15 protein-coding genes are annotated in these 19,498 nt (G+C 67.3%); 3 read left to right on the top strand and 12 right to left on the bottom strand.

The genetic code is table 11. The features are described from left to right. Positions 1 to 257: 257 nt before the first annotated feature. On the bottom strand, positions 258 to 1,007 hold the full coding sequence (locus AB0N05_RS10120) for an SDR family oxidoreductase (protein ID WP_364690283.1): 750 nt from the start codon (positions 1,005 to 1,007) through the stop codon (positions 258 to 260). Positions 1,008 to 1,159: 152 nt separating this feature from the next. Between AB0N05_RS10120 and AB0N05_RS10115 the strand changes: the two genes are divergently transcribed. Next, positions 1,160 to 2,032, top strand: coding sequence for a TIGR03619 family F420-dependent LLM class oxidoreductase (locus tag AB0N05_RS10115; RefSeq protein ID WP_364690280.1), 873 nt, complete (start codon positions 1,160 to 1,162; stop codon positions 2,030 to 2,032). 12 nt (positions 2,033 to 2,044) lie between these two features. Here the strand turns inward: AB0N05_RS10115 and AB0N05_RS10110 are convergent, their stop codons facing one another. The 4 genes from AB0N05_RS10110 to hisS all read right to left on the bottom strand — a co-directional run bounded on the left by AB0N05_RS10110 (position 2,045) and on the right by hisS (position 7,113). Continuing rightward, on the bottom strand, positions 2,045 to 3,049 hold the full coding sequence (locus tag AB0N05_RS10110) for a malate dehydrogenase (protein ID WP_364690277.1): 1,005 nt from the start codon (positions 3,047 to 3,049) through the stop codon (positions 2,045 to 2,047). Between the two features lie 102 nt (positions 3,050 to 3,151). Then, the gene (locus AB0N05_RS10105; RefSeq protein WP_364690275.1) at positions 3,152 to 4,528 is read right to left on the bottom strand and encodes a S1 family peptidase; all 1,377 of its coding nucleotides are present in this window, start codon (positions 4,526 to 4,528) and stop codon (positions 3,152 to 3,154) included. Positions 4,529 to 4,745: 217 nt separating this feature from the next. Beyond that, entirely contained in the window at positions 4,746 to 5,393 is a 648-nt protein-coding gene (locus AB0N05_RS10100) for a hypothetical protein (protein ID WP_364690272.1), read from the bottom strand. A gap of 439 nt (positions 5,394 to 5,832) precedes the next feature. Then, the gene (gene hisS, locus AB0N05_RS10095; protein WP_364690269.1) at positions 5,833 to 7,113 is read right to left on the bottom strand and encodes a histidine--tRNA ligase; all 1,281 of its coding nucleotides are present in this window, start codon (positions 7,111 to 7,113) and stop codon (positions 5,833 to 5,835) included. A 169-nt stretch (positions 7,114 to 7,282) separates the two neighbouring features. On the opposite strand from hisS, the gene AB0N05_RS10090 reads away from it, so the two are divergent. Together AB0N05_RS10090 and AB0N05_RS10085 are read left to right on the top strand one after the other, a co-directional pair. Then, complete coding sequence (locus AB0N05_RS10090) at positions 7,283 to 8,161, top strand: peptidylprolyl isomerase (protein WP_364692256.1); 879 nt, start codon at positions 7,283 to 7,285, stop codon at positions 8,159 to 8,161. 405 nt (positions 8,162 to 8,566) lie between these two features. Next, complete coding sequence (locus tag AB0N05_RS10085) at positions 8,567 to 9,136, top strand: hypothetical protein (protein WP_364690266.1); 570 nt, start codon at positions 8,567 to 8,569, stop codon at positions 9,134 to 9,136. 125 nt (positions 9,137 to 9,261) lie between these two features. Here the strand turns inward: AB0N05_RS10085 and AB0N05_RS10080 are convergent, their stop codons facing one another. From AB0N05_RS10080 to AB0N05_RS10050, 7 genes are all read right to left on the bottom strand, one after another. Further along, entirely contained in the window at positions 9,262 to 9,648 is a 387-nt protein-coding gene (locus tag AB0N05_RS10080; protein WP_364690263.1) for a DUF4913 domain-containing protein, read from the bottom strand. Then, positions 9,645 to 11,531 carry a TraM recognition domain-containing protein gene (locus tag AB0N05_RS10075; RefSeq protein ID WP_364690260.1) on the bottom strand — a complete coding sequence of 629 codons (1,887 nt, stop codon included), beginning with the start codon at positions 11,529 to 11,531 and terminating at the stop codon, positions 9,645 to 9,647. Before AB0N05_RS10075 ends, AB0N05_RS10080 begins: the two co-directional genes overlap by 4 nt. A gap of 37 nt (positions 11,532 to 11,568) precedes the next feature. Beyond that, complete coding sequence (locus AB0N05_RS10070; protein WP_364690257.1) at positions 11,569 to 12,126, bottom strand: hypothetical protein; 558 nt, start codon at positions 12,124 to 12,126, stop codon at positions 11,569 to 11,571. 128 nt (positions 12,127 to 12,254) lie between these two features. Next, entirely contained in the window at positions 12,255 to 12,563 is a 309-nt protein-coding gene (locus AB0N05_RS10065; RefSeq protein WP_364690254.1) for a transposase, read from the bottom strand. Next, complete coding sequence (locus AB0N05_RS10060; protein WP_364690251.1) at positions 12,560 to 16,480, bottom strand: hypothetical protein; 3,921 nt, start codon at positions 16,478 to 16,480, stop codon at positions 12,560 to 12,562. Before AB0N05_RS10060 ends, AB0N05_RS10065 begins: the two co-directional genes overlap by 4 nt. A 5-nt stretch (positions 16,481 to 16,485) precedes the next feature. Then, positions 16,486 to 17,976, bottom strand: a complete 1,491-nt coding sequence (locus AB0N05_RS10055; RefSeq protein ID WP_364690248.1) for an SCO6880 family protein — start codon at positions 17,974 to 17,976, stop codon at positions 16,486 to 16,488. After that, positions 17,973 to 19,460 (bottom strand): hypothetical protein, encoded by a 1,488-nt coding sequence (locus tag AB0N05_RS10050; RefSeq protein WP_364690245.1) that lies wholly within the window; start codon positions 19,458 to 19,460, stop codon positions 17,973 to 17,975. Before AB0N05_RS10050 ends, AB0N05_RS10055 begins: the two co-directional genes overlap by 4 nt. Positions 19,461 to 19,498: the final 38 nt, after the last annotated feature.

The following is a 19,498-nucleotide window of genomic DNA, read 5'->3' as shown; positions in this document are numbered from 1 at the left end:
GCCACCGCCACAGCGAGACCAGCTGGACAGGGCTTCCCGGGTAACGCGATGCCCGCCACAGATCAGCCGAACTGGCGCTCCCCTGCCTGGTGTTCCTCGGGAAAGGTGATGCCGCAGTGAGGATTAGCGGTCCCCACCGCGGCATCGGGTGAGTCGAAAGCGGATGTACACCCCGCGGGCTCCGACCACCGTTCTTGACGCCGGATCGGATGGTGGCGGCGGATCGCGCCGCGCCGAAACGATCGGGCGTGTTTGTTTCAGACCGCGCTCGGCCGCGCCTGGGCGTCCACGCCGCCGTCGATGACGAACTGTGCGCCGTGGATGAATCCGGCGTGGGGGCCGACCAAATACGTGATCAGGGAGGCGATCTCGTCGGGCGTGCCATTGCGGCCGATGGGTGCGGTGAAGTTGCGGATGGCGTCACCGTAGCGCGGATCGTCGAGTCCCGCTTGCAGTAGCGGGGTGTCGACGCTGCCGGGGGCGACCGTATTGAGGCGTACGCCCGCCTTGCCCCATTCCACGGCCCGTTCGCGCACCGCGACGGTGACCGCGTTCTTGGAGGCGGCGTAGGCGTAGGACCCGGCGTAATCACCTGCCGAGGCGAAGGCTTCGGCCTCGATGCCCTTGGCGATCGGATTGTCCTCCCACTTGATGTGGGTGGAGGCGACCGAGGAAACCACCACGGCCGCAGGCGATTCGCCCTTGGTGAGGGCGGGCAGCAGGGCGTCGAGGAGGGCGACGGTGGCCCGGTAGTTGATCTCGACCACGAAGTTCGGGTCCGGCACGTGCGGGCCGACACCGGCGCACAGGATCAGTCCGTCGAGCACGCCACCGGAGCGCTCCAGCACGGCCTCGACGGCGGCGGCGCGCGCGGCCGGATCGGTCAGATCCGCGGTCACGTCGGCATTGCGCAGGTCGATGCCGATGATGTCGTGCCCGGCGGCGGCGAGCGCGGCGGCGGTAGCCGCTCCGATGCCCGATCCGGATCCGGTGATGGCAATGGTCATGACAGCGATTAGAACAAGGTCCAGATTCCGCCCGCAACCCCGGCCCGATTCCATCTCGGCCACCGGGACGGCACACCCGCGCTAGCATCACGACAACAACTAGAATTTGTTCTAGTTTTCCTGCCTTGCTCACCGTCGAGAGGACGAACCCGATGCGCTTCACCTACGCGGAGGCGATGACCAACCCGGACTACTACGTTCCGCTGGCGCAGGCCGCGGAGGCGCACGGGTTCCACAGCATCACCATCGCCGACAGCATCGCCTACCCGGCGGAGTCGGATTCCAAATACCCCTACAACGCGGACGGCAATCGCGAATTCCTCGAGGACAAGCCGTTCATCGAGACCTTCGTGCTGTCGGCGGCCATCGCGGCGGCCACCACCACGCTGCGCCTGACCCCGTTCGTGCTCAAGCTGCCCATCCGCCCGCCGGTGCTGGTGGCCAAGCAGGCGAGTTCGCTTGCCCGCCTGAGCAATAACCGTTTCGCCCTGGGCGTCGGCATCAGCCCGTGGCCGGAGGATTTCCAGATCATGGGCGTCCCGTTCGAGCGCCGCGGTAAGCGCCTGGACGAGTGCATCGAGATCGTGAAGGGCCTGTCCACCGGCGAGTACTTCGAATACCACGGTGAGTTCTACGATTTCCCGAGGATCAAGCTCACCCCCGCCCCCACCGAACCCCTCCCGATCCTGGTCGGCGGCCACAGCGATGCGGCCCTGCGCCGCGCGGTCCGCCTGACCGACGGCTGGATGCACGCCGGTGGCAAGCCGGAGGAGCTCGACAAGTACCTGGCCCGCATCAATGAATTGCGTAGCGAGCGTGACAATCCCGGCGAGTTCGAGATCCACGCCGCCTCGCTGGACGCCTACACCCCCGACGGGGTCAAGCGCCTCGAGGACAAGGGCATCACCGATGCGATCGTGGGATTCCGCAATTCCTACGCCAAGGAACAGGACACCGAATCCCTCGAGGACAAGATCGCCAAGATCAAGTGGTACGGCGACAATGTGATCGCCAAGCTCGGCTGAGCCCGGAGAAGATCAGGACCGCTTGGCGAAGCCCAGCTCGATCACCGCATCGCGCTCGGCCTCGAGTTCGGCGACGCTGAGATCGATTCGGGCGCGCGAGAATTCGTCGACCTCCAGGCCTTGCACGATGCTGTAGCGCCCGTCGGCACAGGTGACCGGGAACGAGCTGATGATCCCCTCCGGCACCCCGTAGGACCCGTCCGAGGGCACGGCCATGGACACCCACTCACCGGGCGCGGTACCCAGCGACCAGTCGTGAATGTGGTCGATGGCCGCGCTCGCCGCGCTGGCGGCCGAGGACGCACCCCGCGCCTTGATGATCGCGGTGCCGCGCTGCTGCACGGTGGGAATGAAATCGTCCGCGACCCAGGCCTGATCGTCGATCACCTCGAGGGCGGGCCGACCGGCCACGGTGGCGTGCGAGAGATCGGGATACTGGGTGGCGGAGTGATTGCCCCAGATGGCGATCCGCTGGATATCGACGGCCGCGGCCCCGGTCTTCTTGGCCACCTGCGCGATTGCCCGATTGTGGTCGAGACGGGTCAGCGCGGTGAATCGCTCGGCGGGCACGTCGGGCGCATTGCTCATGGCGATGAAGGCATTGGTATTGGCCGGGTTTCCGACCACGAGCACCTTCACATCCTCGGCCGCATTGGCATTGATGGCCTGGCCCTGATCGGTGAAGATCGGTCCATTGGCGGCGAGCAGATCCCCGCGCTCCATGCCCGAGGTCCGGGGTCGCGCCCCGACCAGCAGCGCTACATTCGCGCCATCGAACCCGACCCACGGATCATCGGAGATATCGATTCCGGCGAGCAGCGGGAACGCACCGTCCTCGAGCTCCATCGCCACACCTTCGAGCGAGGAGACAGCGGCGGGAATCTCGAGCAGTCGCAGCCGCACCGGAGTGTCGGAGCCGAGCAACGCACCGGAGGCGATGCGGAACAGCAACCCGTAGGCGATCTGTCCGGCGGCGCCGGTCACGGTGACGGTTACGGGCTTGGCGGCATTGCTCACGGCTGCTCCTGAATTCGTCGGCTACTCCGAATCCACCCTAACCAGGCTCACCGCCCGCACCCATTCGCCGTGAGCAACGAGACAACCCGCATGGTCGCATCATCAGCTGGTGCGGATCCGCAGTCCGGGATTGTCGGTGAGCACCCTGCCGATCGGCTGGACATTGAGTGTCCCGTCCGCCGCGCAGTAGCCGTCGCCCTGCCTGCCCGAGGCGGACATGCCGAGTGCCTTGGTGCCGGTGATGACCGAACCGCCGCTGTCACCGTGATACGCGCAGAGTTGCGCGATGAAGAAGCCCTCGAAGGTATTCGTAGTCTTCCCGTCGGTCTCGGTGCCGACCCGGTCCACGGCGGTGATCGTGCCGCAGGTGTAGCCGGTCGTCATGCCGGACTTGCACACCGGCGCACCGATGACCGGGGAGGCGACGCCGTCGATGTGAACCGGCGCGGGCGCGGTGGCGGTGACGGCCGTGCGGGCCGCCGTCGCACCTTCTCCACTACCGCTGGGCAGGGCGAGGTTCGAGCCGCCGCCGGATCCCGGAGCTCCGGCTTGCCCCGGTTCGGTCGGGAAGGACTTGGTTTCGGCGGACACCAGGTTGTTCTGGAAGTTGGCCGCGAACTGGTCATGGACGCGCACGATGCCGTAGTCATAGGGTCCGAGGTTCGATGTCGCGAAATGACCGAACGCGGTCCCCAATTCGGCTTTGCCGTCCGGCCCCCTCGTGATGTCGCGGTAGACGCGCCGCTGTTCCTCGGAGTCACGGCCGGGATCGTTCCGCATCGGATCGCAGTGACCGGCGGTGACGAAGACCGTATTGCCCTGCGCATCGGTTCCGTTGAACCCCAGTGAGCATCCGCCCTTGTACCCGCCGCCCATCGGGAACCAGTACGCCTGCCCGCCACTCATCTCGCCTCCGGCGGTCGTGGCGGCGAGCACCGGCGTCGAGGGCGACTCGACCGGCACCCTCAGTGGGCCGCGCACCGATTGTCCGGCGGCGAGCACGCGCACCGGTCCCAGTTCGGCGGGCAGCGTGGGGTGTCCGACGGCGCGCACGGTCACCGCATTTCCCGCGTAGTCGATGCCGCCATCGAGGATGGACGCCGCGATAGCGGCGGGTTGCGTTGCGGCCCAGCGGGTTACGGCGTCCCGGCGCTTATGCAGGGTGGCGGCGCTATCGGTGACCCGCCGGACCGTGAAACCGGCTCGTTCAGCGGTCCGACCCGCCTGCTCGCGGCTCGTGCCATCGGCCAGACCGACGACGGGGATATCGCCGTCCATCCACACACCCGCCAATGTCATGGGATAGGCCAGTCGCGCCGTGGTCTCGAAATCGGCCAGTCGCTGTGCGGATTCCGCGCGCGCCAGATACCGCTCGGCATCGATGTGCAGGTCCCGGTCCAGCGCGGCGATCAGCGCGGCCGGTAGGTCCGGTCCGGGCGCGGGCTCGGCATACGCGGCGGTGACTCCCGCACTCGCCACCAGCGTGCAGCATCCGGCAATGCAGCAACCACCAATGACATGGCGTACCAGCTTTCGCGAGCCCAAAAGTCCGACCTCCGAGCCGAAGTGACGATCACCGGCAACGCTCTGCGGCGGCCATGTTATGTCACATACTCGGCAAGTCGACCAATTCAGACAGGGTGTCGCCGCAATGTTGCTACACCGATCAATACCGGTAGGGCGATGCGATTGCCGCCTAACGCGTGAGCGCGGCGATATCCGAATCACTGAGCACGACCGCCGACACCTGGTCCCGATCTCGGACCATATGCACGGCCCGATACAGCGGCCGCTCCTCGGCGATCGCATCGCGGGCTTCTGCCCGCAATTGCCGCACCAGGACATCCGATACCGCGAGCGCGGCGGCGAGCGGGCAGGTGGAGAGCGCATCGGCCAGCCTGCGCAGCCCCAGAATATGCATTTCACGCCCGCTGCCGGAGTCTGTGTACATGGCCAGCGGCACCTCCTGGGTGTCGCGCCCCGAGGTCACCCGCAAGACGATCTGACTCAGCCGCCCCGCCCGAACCAGGATCTCCACCCCATTGGCCGCGCTCAAATCGAGCCGCCGCTCCCCCATCCAAGTGCGCGCCCGAATAACACTGCCGGACAGCCGAATTCGCCGACGCTGCACCGCAATGGCATACAGCGCGGTGGGCGCGCCGATCACAATCCCCACCCCCAACGCCACCGGCCAATGCACCCACAAAGCCAGCAATAACCCGATCCCGATCCCGACGCCGAGCGCCGCCAGCGCAAGCCGCCGCAAAGCCGGTGCGTACATCTCGGGTGCAATGAGATCGAGCCCGACCTCGTCGGCAGGCTCGGATTTGAATTGTTCAGTCACGGCTGCGCATTCGTCCAAGTGAGGATGGGTGTACCGACCCGGCAAGCCACCGTCTCAGGCACGGCCCGCGACGCTACCAGCCCACCGCACGCCATGCTCGGATTCGCCCCCTGCTCCCCCGAATTCCCTCACCCCCGGCCAGCCGACACAGCTATCCGGTGTCGCTGCTCGGTGGTTCATGCCGCGGTGAGAGGGCGTTCTCAGATCCGCTGAGGGCGTGATCATGCAGTGGAGGAGTGGGCCTCTCGGCGTTTACCCGCACCACTGCATGCTGACGGTCGAAAGTCCCGGTTGGGGCGACGGCTATGGCCTGGACGGGTGGAATCCGTTTACTCGAGGGGTGGGCGGCGGTGCGGCCCGGGCGGGTGGAATCGGCTTATTCGGGGGCCGGGCGGATGCTGCGGCCCGGCCGGGTTACCGTCCGGGCCGCAGGTGGTGGTCAATTCTGTTGGGCCGCAAGGGCGGTCGTGACGGCGGATACGACGTCATCCAGGGGGATCTGCCGCTGTTCGCCATTGCTCAGGTCCTTGAGGCCGACCTCGTTCTCGGTCACCTCACGGTCGCCGAGGACCAGGGCGAAGCGCGCGCCGGACTTGTCAGCCGCCTTCATCGCACCCTTCACGCCGCGCCCGCCGTAGGCGAGATCGACGCTGATGCCCGCGGCACGCAGTTTTCCGGCCATCTCGACCAGGCGCTGCTTGGCCATATCGCCCAGGGGCACGCCGAATACGTCGACGCGGGGACCTTGGACGGCGGTTTTGCCCTCGGCTTCGAGGGCGAGGACCGTGCGGTCCACGCCGATGCCGAAGCCGATTCCGGACAGCGGCTGGCCGCCGAGTTCGGCCATGAGCCCGTCGTAGCGACCGCCGCCGCCGATGCCGGACTGCGCGCCCAGACCGTCGTGCACGAATTCGAAGGTCGTCTTCGTGTAGTAGTCGAGGCCGCGGACCATGCGCGGGTTCACCACGTACGGGACGCCGAGCGCGTCCAGGTGCCCGAGCACCTGATCGAAGTGCGCCTTGGCCGATTCGGACAGGTGATCGATCATGAGCGGCGCGGCGGCGGTCATCTCCTTGACCTCCGGCCGCTTGTCGTCGAGCACGCGCAGCGGGTTGATCTCCGCGCGGCGGCGCGTCTCCTCATCGAGCGGGAGCTTGAAGAGGAACTCCTGCAACAGTTCCCGGTATTGCGGACGGCAGGTCTCGTCGCCGAGCGAGGTGATCTCGAGGCGGAAGCCGTCTAGTCCGAGTGCCCGGAATCCGGCGTCGGCCACGGCGATCACCTCGGCGTCCAGGGCCGGGTCGTCGACGCCGATGGCCTCGATGCCGACCTGCTGCAACTGCCGGTAGCGGCCCTTCTGCGGGCGTTCGTAGCGGAAGAACGGACCCGCGTAGCAGAGCTTGACCGGGAGCTGGCCGCGGTCGAGGCCGTGCTGGATGACCGCGCGCATGACGCCGGCGGTGCCTTCGGGCCGCAGTGTGAAGCTCTCGCCATTGCGATCCGCGAAGGTCCACATTTCCTTGCTGACCACGTCGGTGGATTCACCCACGCCGCGCGCGAACAGGGCGGTCTCTTCGAAGATCGGCAGCTCGATGTGCCCGTATCCGGCCAGTCGCGCGGAATGTACGAGGCCGTCCCGGACGGCGACGAACTCCGCGGAGGTGGGCGGAATGTAATCGGGGACCCCCTTCGGGGCACGGAAGCTGCTGGTCTTGGTCACGGCGTCCAGTTTTCCCCACGGAGCTATCGCAAGTCCAACCGGTTCTTGTATAAGGCGGTTCTTGTATAAGGCACAGCCCGGGCGCGGCGTAACACGGGTTATAGAGAAACGTCTCAGGAAGTGATGGCACACTCTTACCCCGATGGCTACCGACACGGAGGGACAAGTAGTGCCGAGCAATGAACAGCGACGCGCCGCGGCTAAACGGAAGCTGGAGCGTCAACTCGCCACCCGTGCGCAGCGGGCACGTAAGCGTAAGCAGATCACGATCGCCGCATCGGCCCTGGGCGTCGTCGTGGTGGCGGTCGCGGCGGGTCTCGGCTTCTATTTCGTGAACAAGAACAGCGACGACAGCAGCACCACCGCGGCCTCCGAGTCGCCGGATGCGTCGCTCTCGGCGGCGGCTCCGCCCTCGGCCAAGCCGAAGCCAGCCTCGGTCACCTGCGACTACCGCAATTCGGCGCGTCCTTCGGACAAGCCGGTCAATAAGCCGGGCACCGACAACATCTCGACGGCCGGGAATGTCAAGGCCACCATCGACACCAGTGCGGGCGCGATCCCGATCGAGTTGAACGCCGGTGAGTCGCCGTGCACGGTGAACAGTTTCGAGAGCCTGGCCAAGCAGAAGTTCTTCGACGGCACCAGCTGCCACCGCATGACCACCAGCAAGGGTTTGCAGGTCCTGCAGTGCGGTGACCCGACCGGCACCGGCATGGGTGGCCCGGGGTACCAGTTCGACAATGAGTACCCGACCGATCAGTACGACCCGACCGATCAGGCCGCGCAGTACCCGGTCGCCTACAAGCGCGGCGTGCTCGCCATGGCCAATGCCGGTCCGGATCAGACCGACGGCAAGGGCACCAACGGTAGCCAGTTCTTCCTGGTCTACGGCGATTCGCAGCTGCCGCCGCAGTACACCATCTTCGGCACTGTGGACGAGGCAGGTCTGGCCACCCTCGACAAGATCGCGAAGGCGGGTGTCACCGGAGGCGGACAGGACGGTAAGCCGGCCACCGATGTGAACATCTCGTCGGTCCAAATCAACTGACCGGCATGGTTTTTCGGGCCCGGCATCGTCTCGATGCCGGGCCCGAACCTTTTCCGGCAAAACGCCCCCCAACCCTCCATCGAACCTTCGGTGTAAGGCATTCCTAACCAAAGAAAATCCGAAGTTTTCCGCCACCTGCCGGAATTGTGCGATATATGCTGGATCGCGACGCGCACGTACGGCGGTATCCAAGTTTTCGCTGGTAATCTCGTAGAACGGAGTACGAAGCGGCGTAGTAAGGCCCACCGGGTAACCCCCATCGGGCACACCCCGCGCCTCCAGTGCTCCCGGTGTCCACGTTTGCAGGCGGGGCCACAGCTACCCGAGCTACCGTTCGTGTGGCGGTGACCGTGACGAAGCACCACAATCATCCATAGTGATCACTGCAGCATCGGGGAGCAGGCAATGGCCGAGGAACTCGACGACATCGGCCGCGAAACCGCGGCGATGATGAGGCAAATGTTGCAGCTCGCGACACTTGTCGCGCTGCGTACCCGGGAACGTGGCCAGAAAGAGGCGGAAGCCCGCGTCAAGGTCACCGAGTCCCGGCAGAAGGAAGCCCGTGAGCGTCAGCTCCGGGAGGCCGCGGATTCCAAGGCCAAGGACCCGCGCAATCTCGAACTCGCGCGGATGATCGAGAAGCCACCGCTCGACAAGGGTATTTCCCTCGAGAAGGATCGCTTCGCGGCGCAGGCCGAAGCCACTCGCATGGCCGCCACGCAGGCCGCCGTCAATAAGAGCCTGGTCCGCCATGATTCGGTGGAACGCCGGACCGCTCTGGCTCAGCACCTCAATCGCATGGGCATCTCGCCTGAATTGGCGGCTGTGCGCATGCTCATGGAGGTCGGGCAGGCGCAGTCCGCGGCCGAGGCAGTCCTCACGCGCGAGCAGGAAACCGCTGTCGCACAACGCCGGGCCAGGGAACTCGAGGCCCGTGCACGCCAGAAGGAACCTGTCGCCCGCACGATCAGCTGAGGGCTCGCGCCCTCGGCTGAGTCAGTACTGATTCTCCGGGGCGAGCCCTGATTCTCCGGGTCGGACCGGGCGGATCGCAAGCGAATTACGATAGCGCACGCTCAGCACGGCGCGATGGCGCACGCTCAGCGGATGAAGCCGCCCGGCGGCGGTTCGCTGAACATCCCGTCCTTCGGGGATTTGAGCGGCAGCGGCGTCAGCATGTCCTTGTGCCCATTGCGGACACTGCAATATTTGAACGGACCCTTCGGGTCGAACAGCTTCGCCATATGCGGATCCGCATGGTCCAGGAACCACACGCTCAGACCGGTTTTCCCGTCGTGGCGATAGTGTTCCCAGGCCCGCCACATGGCATCGAGCCGCGCCACCGCCTCGGCGTGCTGCCACCATTCCGGGCACCACACCGTATCGCTGATATCAGTGACCTGGCGGCGGTAGACGAGACTCAGGTAGTTCTCGACGAATTCGACCACACTGCCGTACACCATGGGTTGTTGCTGCTGTTCGGTCACAGCGGGCGGACCTCCTCGATCGATCCTGTTTCGTCGTATTGCGGTGTTTCCTTCTCGAGCATGACGCGTTCGTCGATCAGGTCGCCGATCGTGGTCTTGCGCTGGGGCATCGGGTCGTGGGCCGTGATGGAATTGCTCACCGCCGACGAGTATTCGCCCTCCCACCACGGCACGGCCTTGATCAGCACCGCCGGATTGGCCGAGGAGAAGACGATGGCGCGGCCGCGCGGGAGGGTGGCGAGGCCGTGCACATTGAAGGTCTTCGAGGAGCCGAGCGAGCGCGAATAGCTCTTGCCGCCTTTGGATTCCGAGACCGAGGACGAGATGCTGTCGTATTCGCCGATGGCCTCGACCCGCTCCTGCAGGAACTTGATGTCGTCGACGCCGCTGCCCAACACCTTGATATTGGCCGCGGCCCACAGCGCTTCCATACCGTCGACGCCCCAGCAGCGCGCGCCCTGCGCCCAGGATTGCAGGACCGTCATGACCACGATGCCGCGAGATCCGAAGTGGCTGTAGTGCTTCGGCAGATCCTTCCAGCGCACCACGTTCGCGGCCTCGTCGAGCACGGCCAGCAGCGGGATCGGCAGGCGGCCGCGCGGTGAGCGTGACGCCTTGCGCATAGCGACGTCGATGACCGCCTCGATGAACGCGCTGACCAGCGGGCCCGCCGAACCGCGACCCTCGAGCGAGAGGCAGTACAGGGTGCCGTTCTGCTCGATGAATTCCAGTTCGTCGAACTGGCGGCGGCCCGCTTGTTCATCGTGCGGGGGTGTGACCCACGGCTGCACGGTGGATAGCTTGAGGCAGCGGATCATCTTCTTGGCCGTGCCGAAAATACCGCTGATGGTGCGCGGATCGACGTTGTACTGCTGCGCCAGGCCCGAGGCCACGAAGTGGTAGCCGCCGCGAAGTTCCGAGGGGACGCCGAAATCGACTGCGTGGCGCAGGATTTCGATGGGCTCGGTGTCATTGGAATTGGTCACCCAATCCCAGACATCGGTGATCGGGCGTCCGGCCACCGCGGCCGCCAGGAAGAGCGAGGCCAGTAGTTCCTCGGCTTCCTGGTCGAAGTAGGTGTCGCCATTGCCGCTCGCGGCGACCACATTGTCGCCGCCGTCGGCGAAGTGCCCGGCCAGGCTGGCGGCCCGGCCGTCATAGCCCGGGCGGCGCGGATCGACCCAGGCCAGCGGATCCCAGTACCACGTGACCGGTTCGTCGGCGACGCCCTGCGGGTCGAAGACCCAGGTGCGACTGCCCTTCGCCTCGCGGACATCGCGGGTGGCGTCCACGACATCGCGCTTGTTCGAGGTGACCAGGGCCGGACCGATGGCGGACAGGATGGCCGGGATGACCCGCGAGGTCGTCTTGCCCTGGCGCGGTCCCCAGATGTCCACGTGCAGGTCTTCATACGAGCCGTAGAGCAGGGTGCCGTCGGCGACGGAGACGCCGATCGGGACGCCCGGGACGTCATCGCGGCCCAGATTCATGCCGAGCTGCTGAGCCTTCTCGCGCACGCCCGCATCGGTCAGCGTCTTGATGGCGCTGCCCGAGCCCATGTAATCGGCCTTGTCGTCGACCGGCAGTCGACCCACCTTGCCGCGCTTCTCGATCCGCTTGCGCACGATCACCCAGGCCAGGACGGCCAGCACGATCAGCACCACGATCGCCGTGGCCGCGACCGGCCACTTCAGATTGCCCTTGGCCATGTTCACGCCGATGGCGATCGGGTTGATCGGCATGTCCTGTTTGGGGGTGGACAGCTGATTACCCAGTTGCACTGCGACCCAGAAGGTTCCGAGGATCGCGAAACCCGCGTAGATCAGGTACAGGGTGGTGTCGGGACCGGGATCGGCCGGGTCCTTCACCGGTGTCTTCGCCATCTCTATCCTCCTGGGATGACCTGTACGTCGTTGCTGCTCAACGGAATTCGTCCAGCAGCCAGCTGCCGCCATTGCGTACGACGGTGGCGACGACCGTGGTCGAGGGCAGCGTGGCACGCCGCCCATCGGGGTATACGACCGTCTGCTCGATGCCGATCTTGTACTGCTGCCGATTCGGGTCGGTGCCGGCCGGAGCCTTGGCCCCGGATGCGAAGGCGAACGCCTCGACGTGCGCGCCCGCCTTGCCCCACTCTGCCCACTGCAACGAGGGTTTCGGCGCCTCGACGCTGGTGGTGGGTGTATCCAGTGTACGGATCAGGGTGGGACCCAGCCATTTCCGCGCCCTGGCCAGAGCCGCGTCCTGCGTCTCGGTGGCCGGGTACCAGGTGTAGATCTCACGCAGTGCGGCCACGGCGACACCCTCGGCGGTGGTGGGGTCGGGCGCGGGGGCATCTTCCAGCAAGCGGGTGGTGGAGGTGGGCGGATTACTCGTGCCCTGACCGGAATTGCCACCGGAGCCGGAGCCGCTGCCACACGCGGTGACCAGCAAAGCGACGCTCACCACCAGCATCACCACCCCGATCGCGGGTTGCACCGCCGGTCCAGAACCGTCCGGTCCGCGCCGGCGGTGCAGCACCGGACCTTGGTTCCAGGCTAGTCGCCCCGGCCGGATACCGGGCGATACCAGCGGGTTTCCCGAGTCGGCGTGTCCGCTCGATCGCCTCATGTGCCGCGCTTGGAATGGTTGAGGGTCTCCACCAGGGTGCGGTTCATTTCGGCGGCGGCGGCCAGCTGTTGTTGCAGCAGGGCCACCTTGCGGCGCAGGGCGACCGCGTCCATGCGTTCCAGGCCGGGGCTTTCGGCGGCGCGAACCCAGTTGCGCACCGAATTGGTGTGCACGCCGATCTGATCGGCGACCACCCGGCATGCCTCGGACTCGGACCGCATTTTCGCGGTCAACGCGATGACCTGGGCCACCGCCGCCTGCCGAACCTCCGGCGACACTCTTCGATAGGACCGATGCGGCATCATGCGGCACTCCCCTCGTCCGTGCCGCGGCGGGCGGTCTGCTCGGTGAATTCGCTGAAACGCTGATTGGTGTCATGGATTCCGCTCTCCTTCTCCGAGGGCGTGAACTCCATGTGGAACGGGATGCCCGGGCGGCGGTCCTCGCCGATCTTGAGCAGGAACTTGCCGGTGCCGGGCGCGGGCGGGCGCTGCTGGCCCGGTTTGAGGGCCTCGCCGGTGAGGGCCTGCGGGGCGGACCAGCTGGTCACCATGTCCTCCTCGGCGGAGGTGAACGGGACCGTGGAATCCAGGCGTGAGATCTCCTCGGCCGGAAGGGCTCCGAAGATCTTGGCGCGGGCGCGTTCCAGGAAGCCGAGCGCCTTGGCGATGGCGGCCTCGGAACCGAGCGCCTGCAGGTCCTTGATGGTGTGGCTGATCATGATGAGCGCGGTGGCGATTCCGCGCTGCAGACGGGTCAGCTCGTCCACCCGGTCGACCATGAAGTCGCCGAGGCCGAGCACCTGCCACAGCTCGTCCATGACCACCTGGAAGTAGCGCTGCGGGCCGAGATCCGCGTCCGCGAGCACATGCGCGGCCTCCACCGAGGCGAAACCGTCGGCCCAGCAGGCCAGCATGACGGCGGCCTTGAGCTTCCTGTCGCCCTGCGGGATGTGCGAGACGTCGATGCAGACGGCGGTGGCGGTGGTGTCGATGGGAGTCGTGGTGTGGCCGTTGAAGATCGCGCCGAACGGGCCCTGGGTGAGGGCGCGCAGGGAGCGGCGCAGGCCCTTGATGGCGTTCTGATATTCCTCGGGGTTGTCCGCACCGGCGTCGAGCTGGAGTTCGTCTCCGCCCTCGACAATCACGGTGAGCAGATCCTCCATGATGGGCGGCTGATCGGGCGTGAATCTACTGCCGTCCCGGTACAGGATGCGCAGACCGGTGGCGATCAGCGTCTCCTCGTAGTCACGCACCCGGGCGCCACGCACCAGTTCGACCAGACCGGCCACCAGGGTGACCTGGCGGGCCCGCAGATCCTGCAATACCTGAACCTGCAACTCGGGCAATTCATTCAGGCGCGGCACGATGGAACCGAGCACACCGGCCGCGAGCGGATTCAGCTTGCCGTGCCCGTAACCCAGGTCGATGACCTGACCGTCGACCAGCTCCACCAGCTTGCGATAGTCGGGTTTGACGTCCGCCAGGATCAGCGGCGTAATCCCTTGCGCCACACCACCCAGCACGATTCGCCGCACCAGCGAGGACTTACCGAAACCATTGAGCCCCAACACGAAAAGGCTCGGCGCGGTAATGAAGCTGCCCCGCATGAACCAGTTCATCGGGTCGAAGCACACCGGCGCACCCGTATGCAGATGCGACCCGAGCGGCGTCCCGATCAGCGGCGCACCGGCACCCACCGACCACGGCCACAGCCCCGCCACCTGTGCGGTCGTCGCCCGGTACTCCACCGGCCGCCCAACCACACTCATCCGCCCGCCACCCGCGCCCATATACCCACGATCAGTAAGCTGCGCGGTAGTCCGATCGAACTCGTCGAAACTCCCGTACTGAATCCGCTCCACCCGAGCCGCGAAATTCCGCCGCCGCAACTCATCGGTATGCAGCCGGAACGTAGCCAGCGCCGCCCGAATCCCATTCCCCTCACGCGCAGTAACTTCCAACTTCGCCCGAGTCGAATCATCCAGCAGCTTCGGCCCAGTCTGCTTCTTCTTCGCAGCCTTGACCGGCTTGGCCTCCCGAGCGGCTTCACCGCCAGCGTTCGAAAGATCCCTATTCGCCTTACCTTTACGTCCCGTCTTCCGCTGCCGATCGACCTGCTCGGTCCGCCGCCCCCGCGCCGACCGCCCCCGCCCAGCCCGCTCCCCGGCCGCCTCGTCTTCGGACCGTCGCCGCGCATTCCCAGCCGACCCGGCCCGGCTACTCGCATGCGTCCGCTCGGCGTCCCCGCGCCGCTTGCGCCCGTCACTCCCATTCCCGCGCAACACTTCTCGCTCACCCTCCGCGCGCCGCTCACGCCCGGACCCCTCCCCGCCACGCACCGCCCGCCCGCGACCATCAATCTCCTCGCCACGCCGACCGTCCCGCTCCACCCGCGGCTCGCCACCCCGAACCCGTTCCCGCCCGGCACCTTCCGCACCGCTCTGACTCTCCCCTGCCAGCGGATCCGACTCGCGCCTACGTCGCCGTAGCATCCGCTCCCCCTCGACCCGTTCAGCCCCGCGCCCCCGCGCCTCCGCCGACGCCTTGCGCCCCAACCCCTCCGAAGCCTCACGCGGCGAAGGCGTATCCGTCCGCCCCCCACCCGAACCAGCCGCGCCCGTCACCTCGGCACCACTGTCCGACGGGACGGCTACCGATCGTTCCGACCGCTTTTCAACAGTCCGACCAGGACCTACTCGCGCCTCACCGGCAGCCCCGAGCCCGGTCTCCACGACCGAAGCGCCACGTGCCCCCGCCTCCTCCGCACGTGACAGCCCCGCCAGCGCCTCGAAATCCGGATCGACTCCGGTCACCGCCTCGACGGCGGCTTCACCCGCCGAACGCTTCTCGACCGACCGCCCCTGTTCCGAGGGCGTCTGCTCAGGCCGTGTTTCGACCGAAGTCTCACGCGGTGTACGCGCCTCGGCGGGGGCCTCGTCCCCTGACGCCACATCGATCGACAGACTCCGGGCGGCACGCTCCCGGCGCGCCTCCCCTTGCTCCAACTCCGCATCGACGGCTGTCCCGGTGTCAGTCCCCGGACCAACGAGAGCCTCACGCGCCGAAGGCGTTTCGCCTGATCGCCCGCGTACCGCTCGCCCCTGGCCGCCCGTTCCAGGCTCGGGCCGCACCTCGACCGCAGGACCGCTGCCGCTGCTGGCTTCGGCCGACGTTCCGCGCGATGAACGCACGTCGACCGCGTCCAACTGGCCGGGCCGCATCTCGTCCGGCCGTCCCAGTACCGCTCGCGCCTCGCCTGCAGGCATATTCTCGGGCGGCGCCTCGGCCATAGGACCGGTGCCGGTCCCGGCTTCGATCGCCGGGTCGATTCCTGTGCCCGGTTCGACCGAAGTTCCTCGTGGCGAACGGGTCTGGACTGGCTCTACTGACGAGGTCTCGACCGGGCGGCCACGGGGCGCACTGCCTGCGCCCGGGGTGGGCTCGTACGGCAACTCGTTCACCGAGGCGCTCTGCGTGCCCGCTTCGGCGGAATCCGGACTCGCCGAGCGTGTCCGGATTTCGGGTGGGTGCTCGGAGCTCGGCTCGTGTCCTCGGCGGGGTTCAGCCGCACGGTCTGAAGTTCGGCCGCGGGGCGTGTGTGGCTCGGCTGCGCCTTCACGAGTGGGCCGTGTCCCGGCTACCCGGTCCGAACCGGTTTCGGCTGGACGGAAACGGGGTGGGTGGGTGTCCGGCGTGTGCTCGCGGGTGGGGAGGTCGTTTCGGAGTTCCTCTTGGGCTCGGCGGACGGCTGCCATGCGGCGGGCGTGTTCGCGGGCTGCGGATTCCGAATCCGACTCTCGGGGAGGGGTTGTCGGGGGGGTGGAGGGGCGGCGGAGTACCGGGGACTGCTCGTCCGTTGGGCGGGGTGCCCGGGGGGCGTCGGGACGGGTTGGGGTGTCCGGGCGCGGGTCTCGGGTGGGGGACTTCGAATCGCCTGTGCGCGTGGTGGACCGGGCCTCCGGGGGCGTTTCCTCGGTCTGCTCGGCCGCTAGGGCCGCGTAGTCGATGGGGGTGTCGCGGCGCAGGAGGCGGCGGTCGGGGAGGGTGCCTCGGCGGGGGCGGTGCTCGTCTCGGGCTACCCGGGAGGCGGGGGCCTGGTCCGGGGTTTCGAGGGCGAGTTCCGGCTGATCCGGTGGGGCCGGGTCGCGGCGGGAATTGCGGCGGGTGGGAGCCGCCGCGGCGTCGCGTTCGCGCACTGGTGGTTCGAAGTCACGTGCCATGGTGGTTACCCCGCAAGTGCTTTCGGAATGGTGGCGTGTTCCGGGAGGATGACGCCGCAGCCGAGGGAGGCCGCGAAGGCGGCTGCTTGGTAGCGGTAGCATCGCCGGATCTTGAGCCGGGACTGGGTGGAGAGGTCTCGGGTGATGGCTTCGATGCGCGGGAGGTCGCCGCGCAGGGGTTCGGTGATGGTCACCAGGGCCCCGAAGCGGGTCACACCGTGACCCCGGGCCTGCTCTTCGCGGGCCTGCTGGGTGGCTCCCACGCGAATGGTCGCGGCGGCCGAGACGACGCCGCGTTCACTCTGCTGGGCCACCAGCGCGTTCTTGTAGTCGTCATCCACGATCTGGGCGGCATCACCCGCGGAGTGCGGGCGGTACACGATGGTCACGCGCTTGCGCGGCACTTCGGGATTCGGTGCGAGCAGTCGTTGCAGCACGCGCTCGTCGACCGCTCCCTCGGGCGCGGTATCCATCTCCCAGGTGACTGAACGCCCACCGTCGTGAATGAAGTGGTCCCAGCGCTCCTCGTGCGAGACCGGCCCGGCATCGGCCCAATCCAGGCCGTGCCCACCGGGTTCGCCCGCCGCCACTTCCAGATCCGCCTGCGCGGCCGGGTCGTAACTGCGGCGAATGAACGAGATGACCTCATCGGCCGACATGGGCTGGGCGCGCACGCCCGCCTCGGCCAGCGCGGCACAGATGCCGGGCAGGCGACGGCCGATCTCGACCGCTTCCTCGGCGGGATTCTTACGCCGTTCCGCCGTAGTGGCCTTGAACGTGATGGCCACCCGCGGCAGCAACTGCACACGCTCCTGCGGCAACTCGGTCGCCAGCTCGTACATGACCTGCTGCGCCAGATCCGGCGCATCCGGCCGGGTGATCGCGGAAACCTCGGTGAGCAAACGGTTTCCGGTCTCGGGCACGGTGTCGATGACCGGCACCACGGCCACGATGTCGGAGGTCTGCCCGAGCGAGGCCAGGAAGGTCCCCCACGCCGCCACCCAGCGATCGATGACCGGCTGATCGACGGCCTCGTGCCCCTGCGGCCAGGCGCGCAGAACCACTGTGTACTGGCCGAATTGGGGTAGGTGGATCATGCCGAAGCTGTAGCCACCGGCGTCGATGCCCTCATACAAGCGCGAGGGAGCCATCAACCCGGGCAGCCGCGTGACACCGCCGGGCACCCGGGAGAACCGGCCGCCGCGATACACGTGCTCGCCCTTGCTGCGGCCGCGTAACCAGTTGAACATCATCAATCCGTTCTCATAGCCGGAGCGGCCCCCCGTCCGCCACACCAGTGGAACCATCACGACCAGACCGAATCCGGCGACGAACAGGGCCGGTTTGGGCCCACCGATCAGCGCCGTGAGCAGCGCGGTGATCACGACGGCGAAACCGACCACGGTCTCGCCCCAGCGCAGGCCGAAAAGGCCTGCGCTGCGGGGCTTCTGCCACAAGCCGTACGCGCGGCGCTCGTAGCTGTCGGTCATGGTCATCGCGGAATGGTGCTCCTGCCGAGGTCGGGGGAACGATTGGTCCAGCGGTCACCGGCGACGTCGCCCATGGCCGAATCGGCCCTGTTCAGGCTGGCGGTCGCGGCACGCACCTGGGCAACTCGGTTGGCGACCCGGGTCGCGCCTGACGGTACTGCGCCCGCGCCTCCCCCGCCGGAAGGACTCGCGGTCGGCGTTCCGCCACCTCCGCCGCCGCTAGGAGCCGGACGCGGCGGCGGTACCGGACGGCCTCCGCCGCCTCCCCCGCCACCGGACGGACTACCGCCCGGTGGCCTGCGACCACGACCCGGCCCGACGAATCCGGCCGCACCCGCACCCGCTCGGGGAGCGGCCACCGCGCGAGAACCGACCGCGCCGAGCGCCGCGACACCGACCAGGGTGCCCGTCGTCGCGGTCAAACCCGAACCGCCGCTACCGACAATGGCGACCGCCGGCGTGACCAGGCGCATGAGCGCCGGGAGCACGAACGCGACACTGCACAGCAGCACGATCGCGACCAGCATGCGCTGGGCCTGATCGGCATCGGGCAGCGCGGCGGTGGCGGTCAGGTCATCCACATGCCCAGCGGTGGTGAAGGCGATCATGTAGACGATGGCCGCCACCGGTTTCCACAGCATGAAGGCGATGATCCAGCCGAGCAGCTTGGGATAGGACTGTCTTCCGGTATCGGTGCCGGAAGCCGCTGCCGCCAACGGCAATACGCCCGCCGCGACGACGAGCAGGCCCTGGCGCACGATGGCCAGCACGATCTGCGCCAGCGCCCCGAGCAGGCCGACAATGGCGATGATCAATACCAAGCCCGGCGAGAACGCTTGCAGCTTGGATGTTTTCACCATCAGTTCGGCGAGGTTCTTGGCATTGCCGTCGGTGGAGTCATTGATGATCCACTCGGAGAACTTGTCCGAGGCCTGTGTGGCGGCCACGATCACCGCGCCCAGCATCCACGAGCTGAAGATCACTCTGGCGAACATCCGGAACGATTCGGTGGCCTCACTGACCGCGGCTCCGCGCCGCGCCTGGGCGAGTCTCATGCCGGACAGGATCACCGACACCATCAGGAGCAATATCTGTGCCTGATAGGTGTAGTCGTTGATCTTGGTGAAGAGCGCCCCGGAATCGGAGACCCGTTCATTGGGCACCTTCATCCAGAAGGTCAATGCCAGGATGAGCGCCTCACCGAGGCCGTTCATCAGCGAGTCCACCACCTTGCCGAAGGTGGAGTCCCACGCCTTGTCGCGCACGGTCGCGGCCGCGTCGCCGGGGTGGGTGGCCACATTGCCGGCCTTGCACGCGGCCGAGGCGGCATCACCGAGGGAGATTCCCGGGACGCCGAGGCCGTCGAGCGAGTCGTGTAATTCGTTGCACGCCTGGTCGAAACCGTATCCCTGCCCATACGCGACCGTGGGGGTCGCGATCATGACAGTGAACACGACCGCGAAGATCGTGACGATACGCCTCAGCAGCATGTGGTCCACCTTTCGATGGGTCGCAATGCTCTTATCAC

Source organism: Nocardia sp. NPDC051030 (assembly GCF_040683015.1).
Classification (GTDB): domain Bacteria; phylum Actinomycetota; class Actinomycetes; order Mycobacteriales; family Mycobacteriaceae; genus Nocardia.
The sequence above is the reverse complement of the archived record's forward strand: the minus strand, read 5'-3'. Positions and strand labels throughout refer to the sequence as shown.

Excerpts from the sequence above, each read along its gene's own strand:
- AB0N05_RS10120 (WP_364690283.1), bottom strand. The coding sequence starts at position 1,007 with ATGACCATTGCCATCACCGGATCCGGATCGGGCATCGGAGCGGCTACC.
- AB0N05_RS10115 (WP_364690280.1), top strand. The coding sequence starts at position 1,160 with ATGCGCTTCACCTACGCGGAGGCGATGACCAACCCGGACTACTACGTT.
- AB0N05_RS10085 (WP_364690266.1), top strand. The coding sequence starts at position 8,567 with ATGGCCGAGGAACTCGACGACATCGGCCGCGAAACCGCGGCGATGATG.
- AB0N05_RS10075 (WP_364690260.1), bottom strand. The coding sequence starts at position 11,531 with ATGGCGAAGACACCGGTGAAGGACCCGGCCGATCCCGGTCCCGACACC.
- AB0N05_RS10065 (WP_364690254.1), bottom strand. The coding sequence starts at position 12,563 with ATGATGCCGCATCGGTCCTATCGAAGAGTGTCGCCGGAGGTTCGGCAG.
- AB0N05_RS10060 (WP_364690251.1), bottom strand. The coding sequence starts at position 16,480 with ATGGCACGTGACTTCGAACCACCAGTGCGCGAACGCGACGCCGCGGCG.
- AB0N05_RS10055 (WP_364690248.1), bottom strand. The coding sequence starts at position 17,976 with ATGACCATGACCGACAGCTACGAGCGCCGCGCGTACGGCTTGTGGCAG.
- AB0N05_RS10050 (WP_364690245.1), bottom strand. The coding sequence starts at position 19,460 with ATGCTGCTGAGGCGTATCGTCACGATCTTCGCGGTCGTGTTCACTGTC.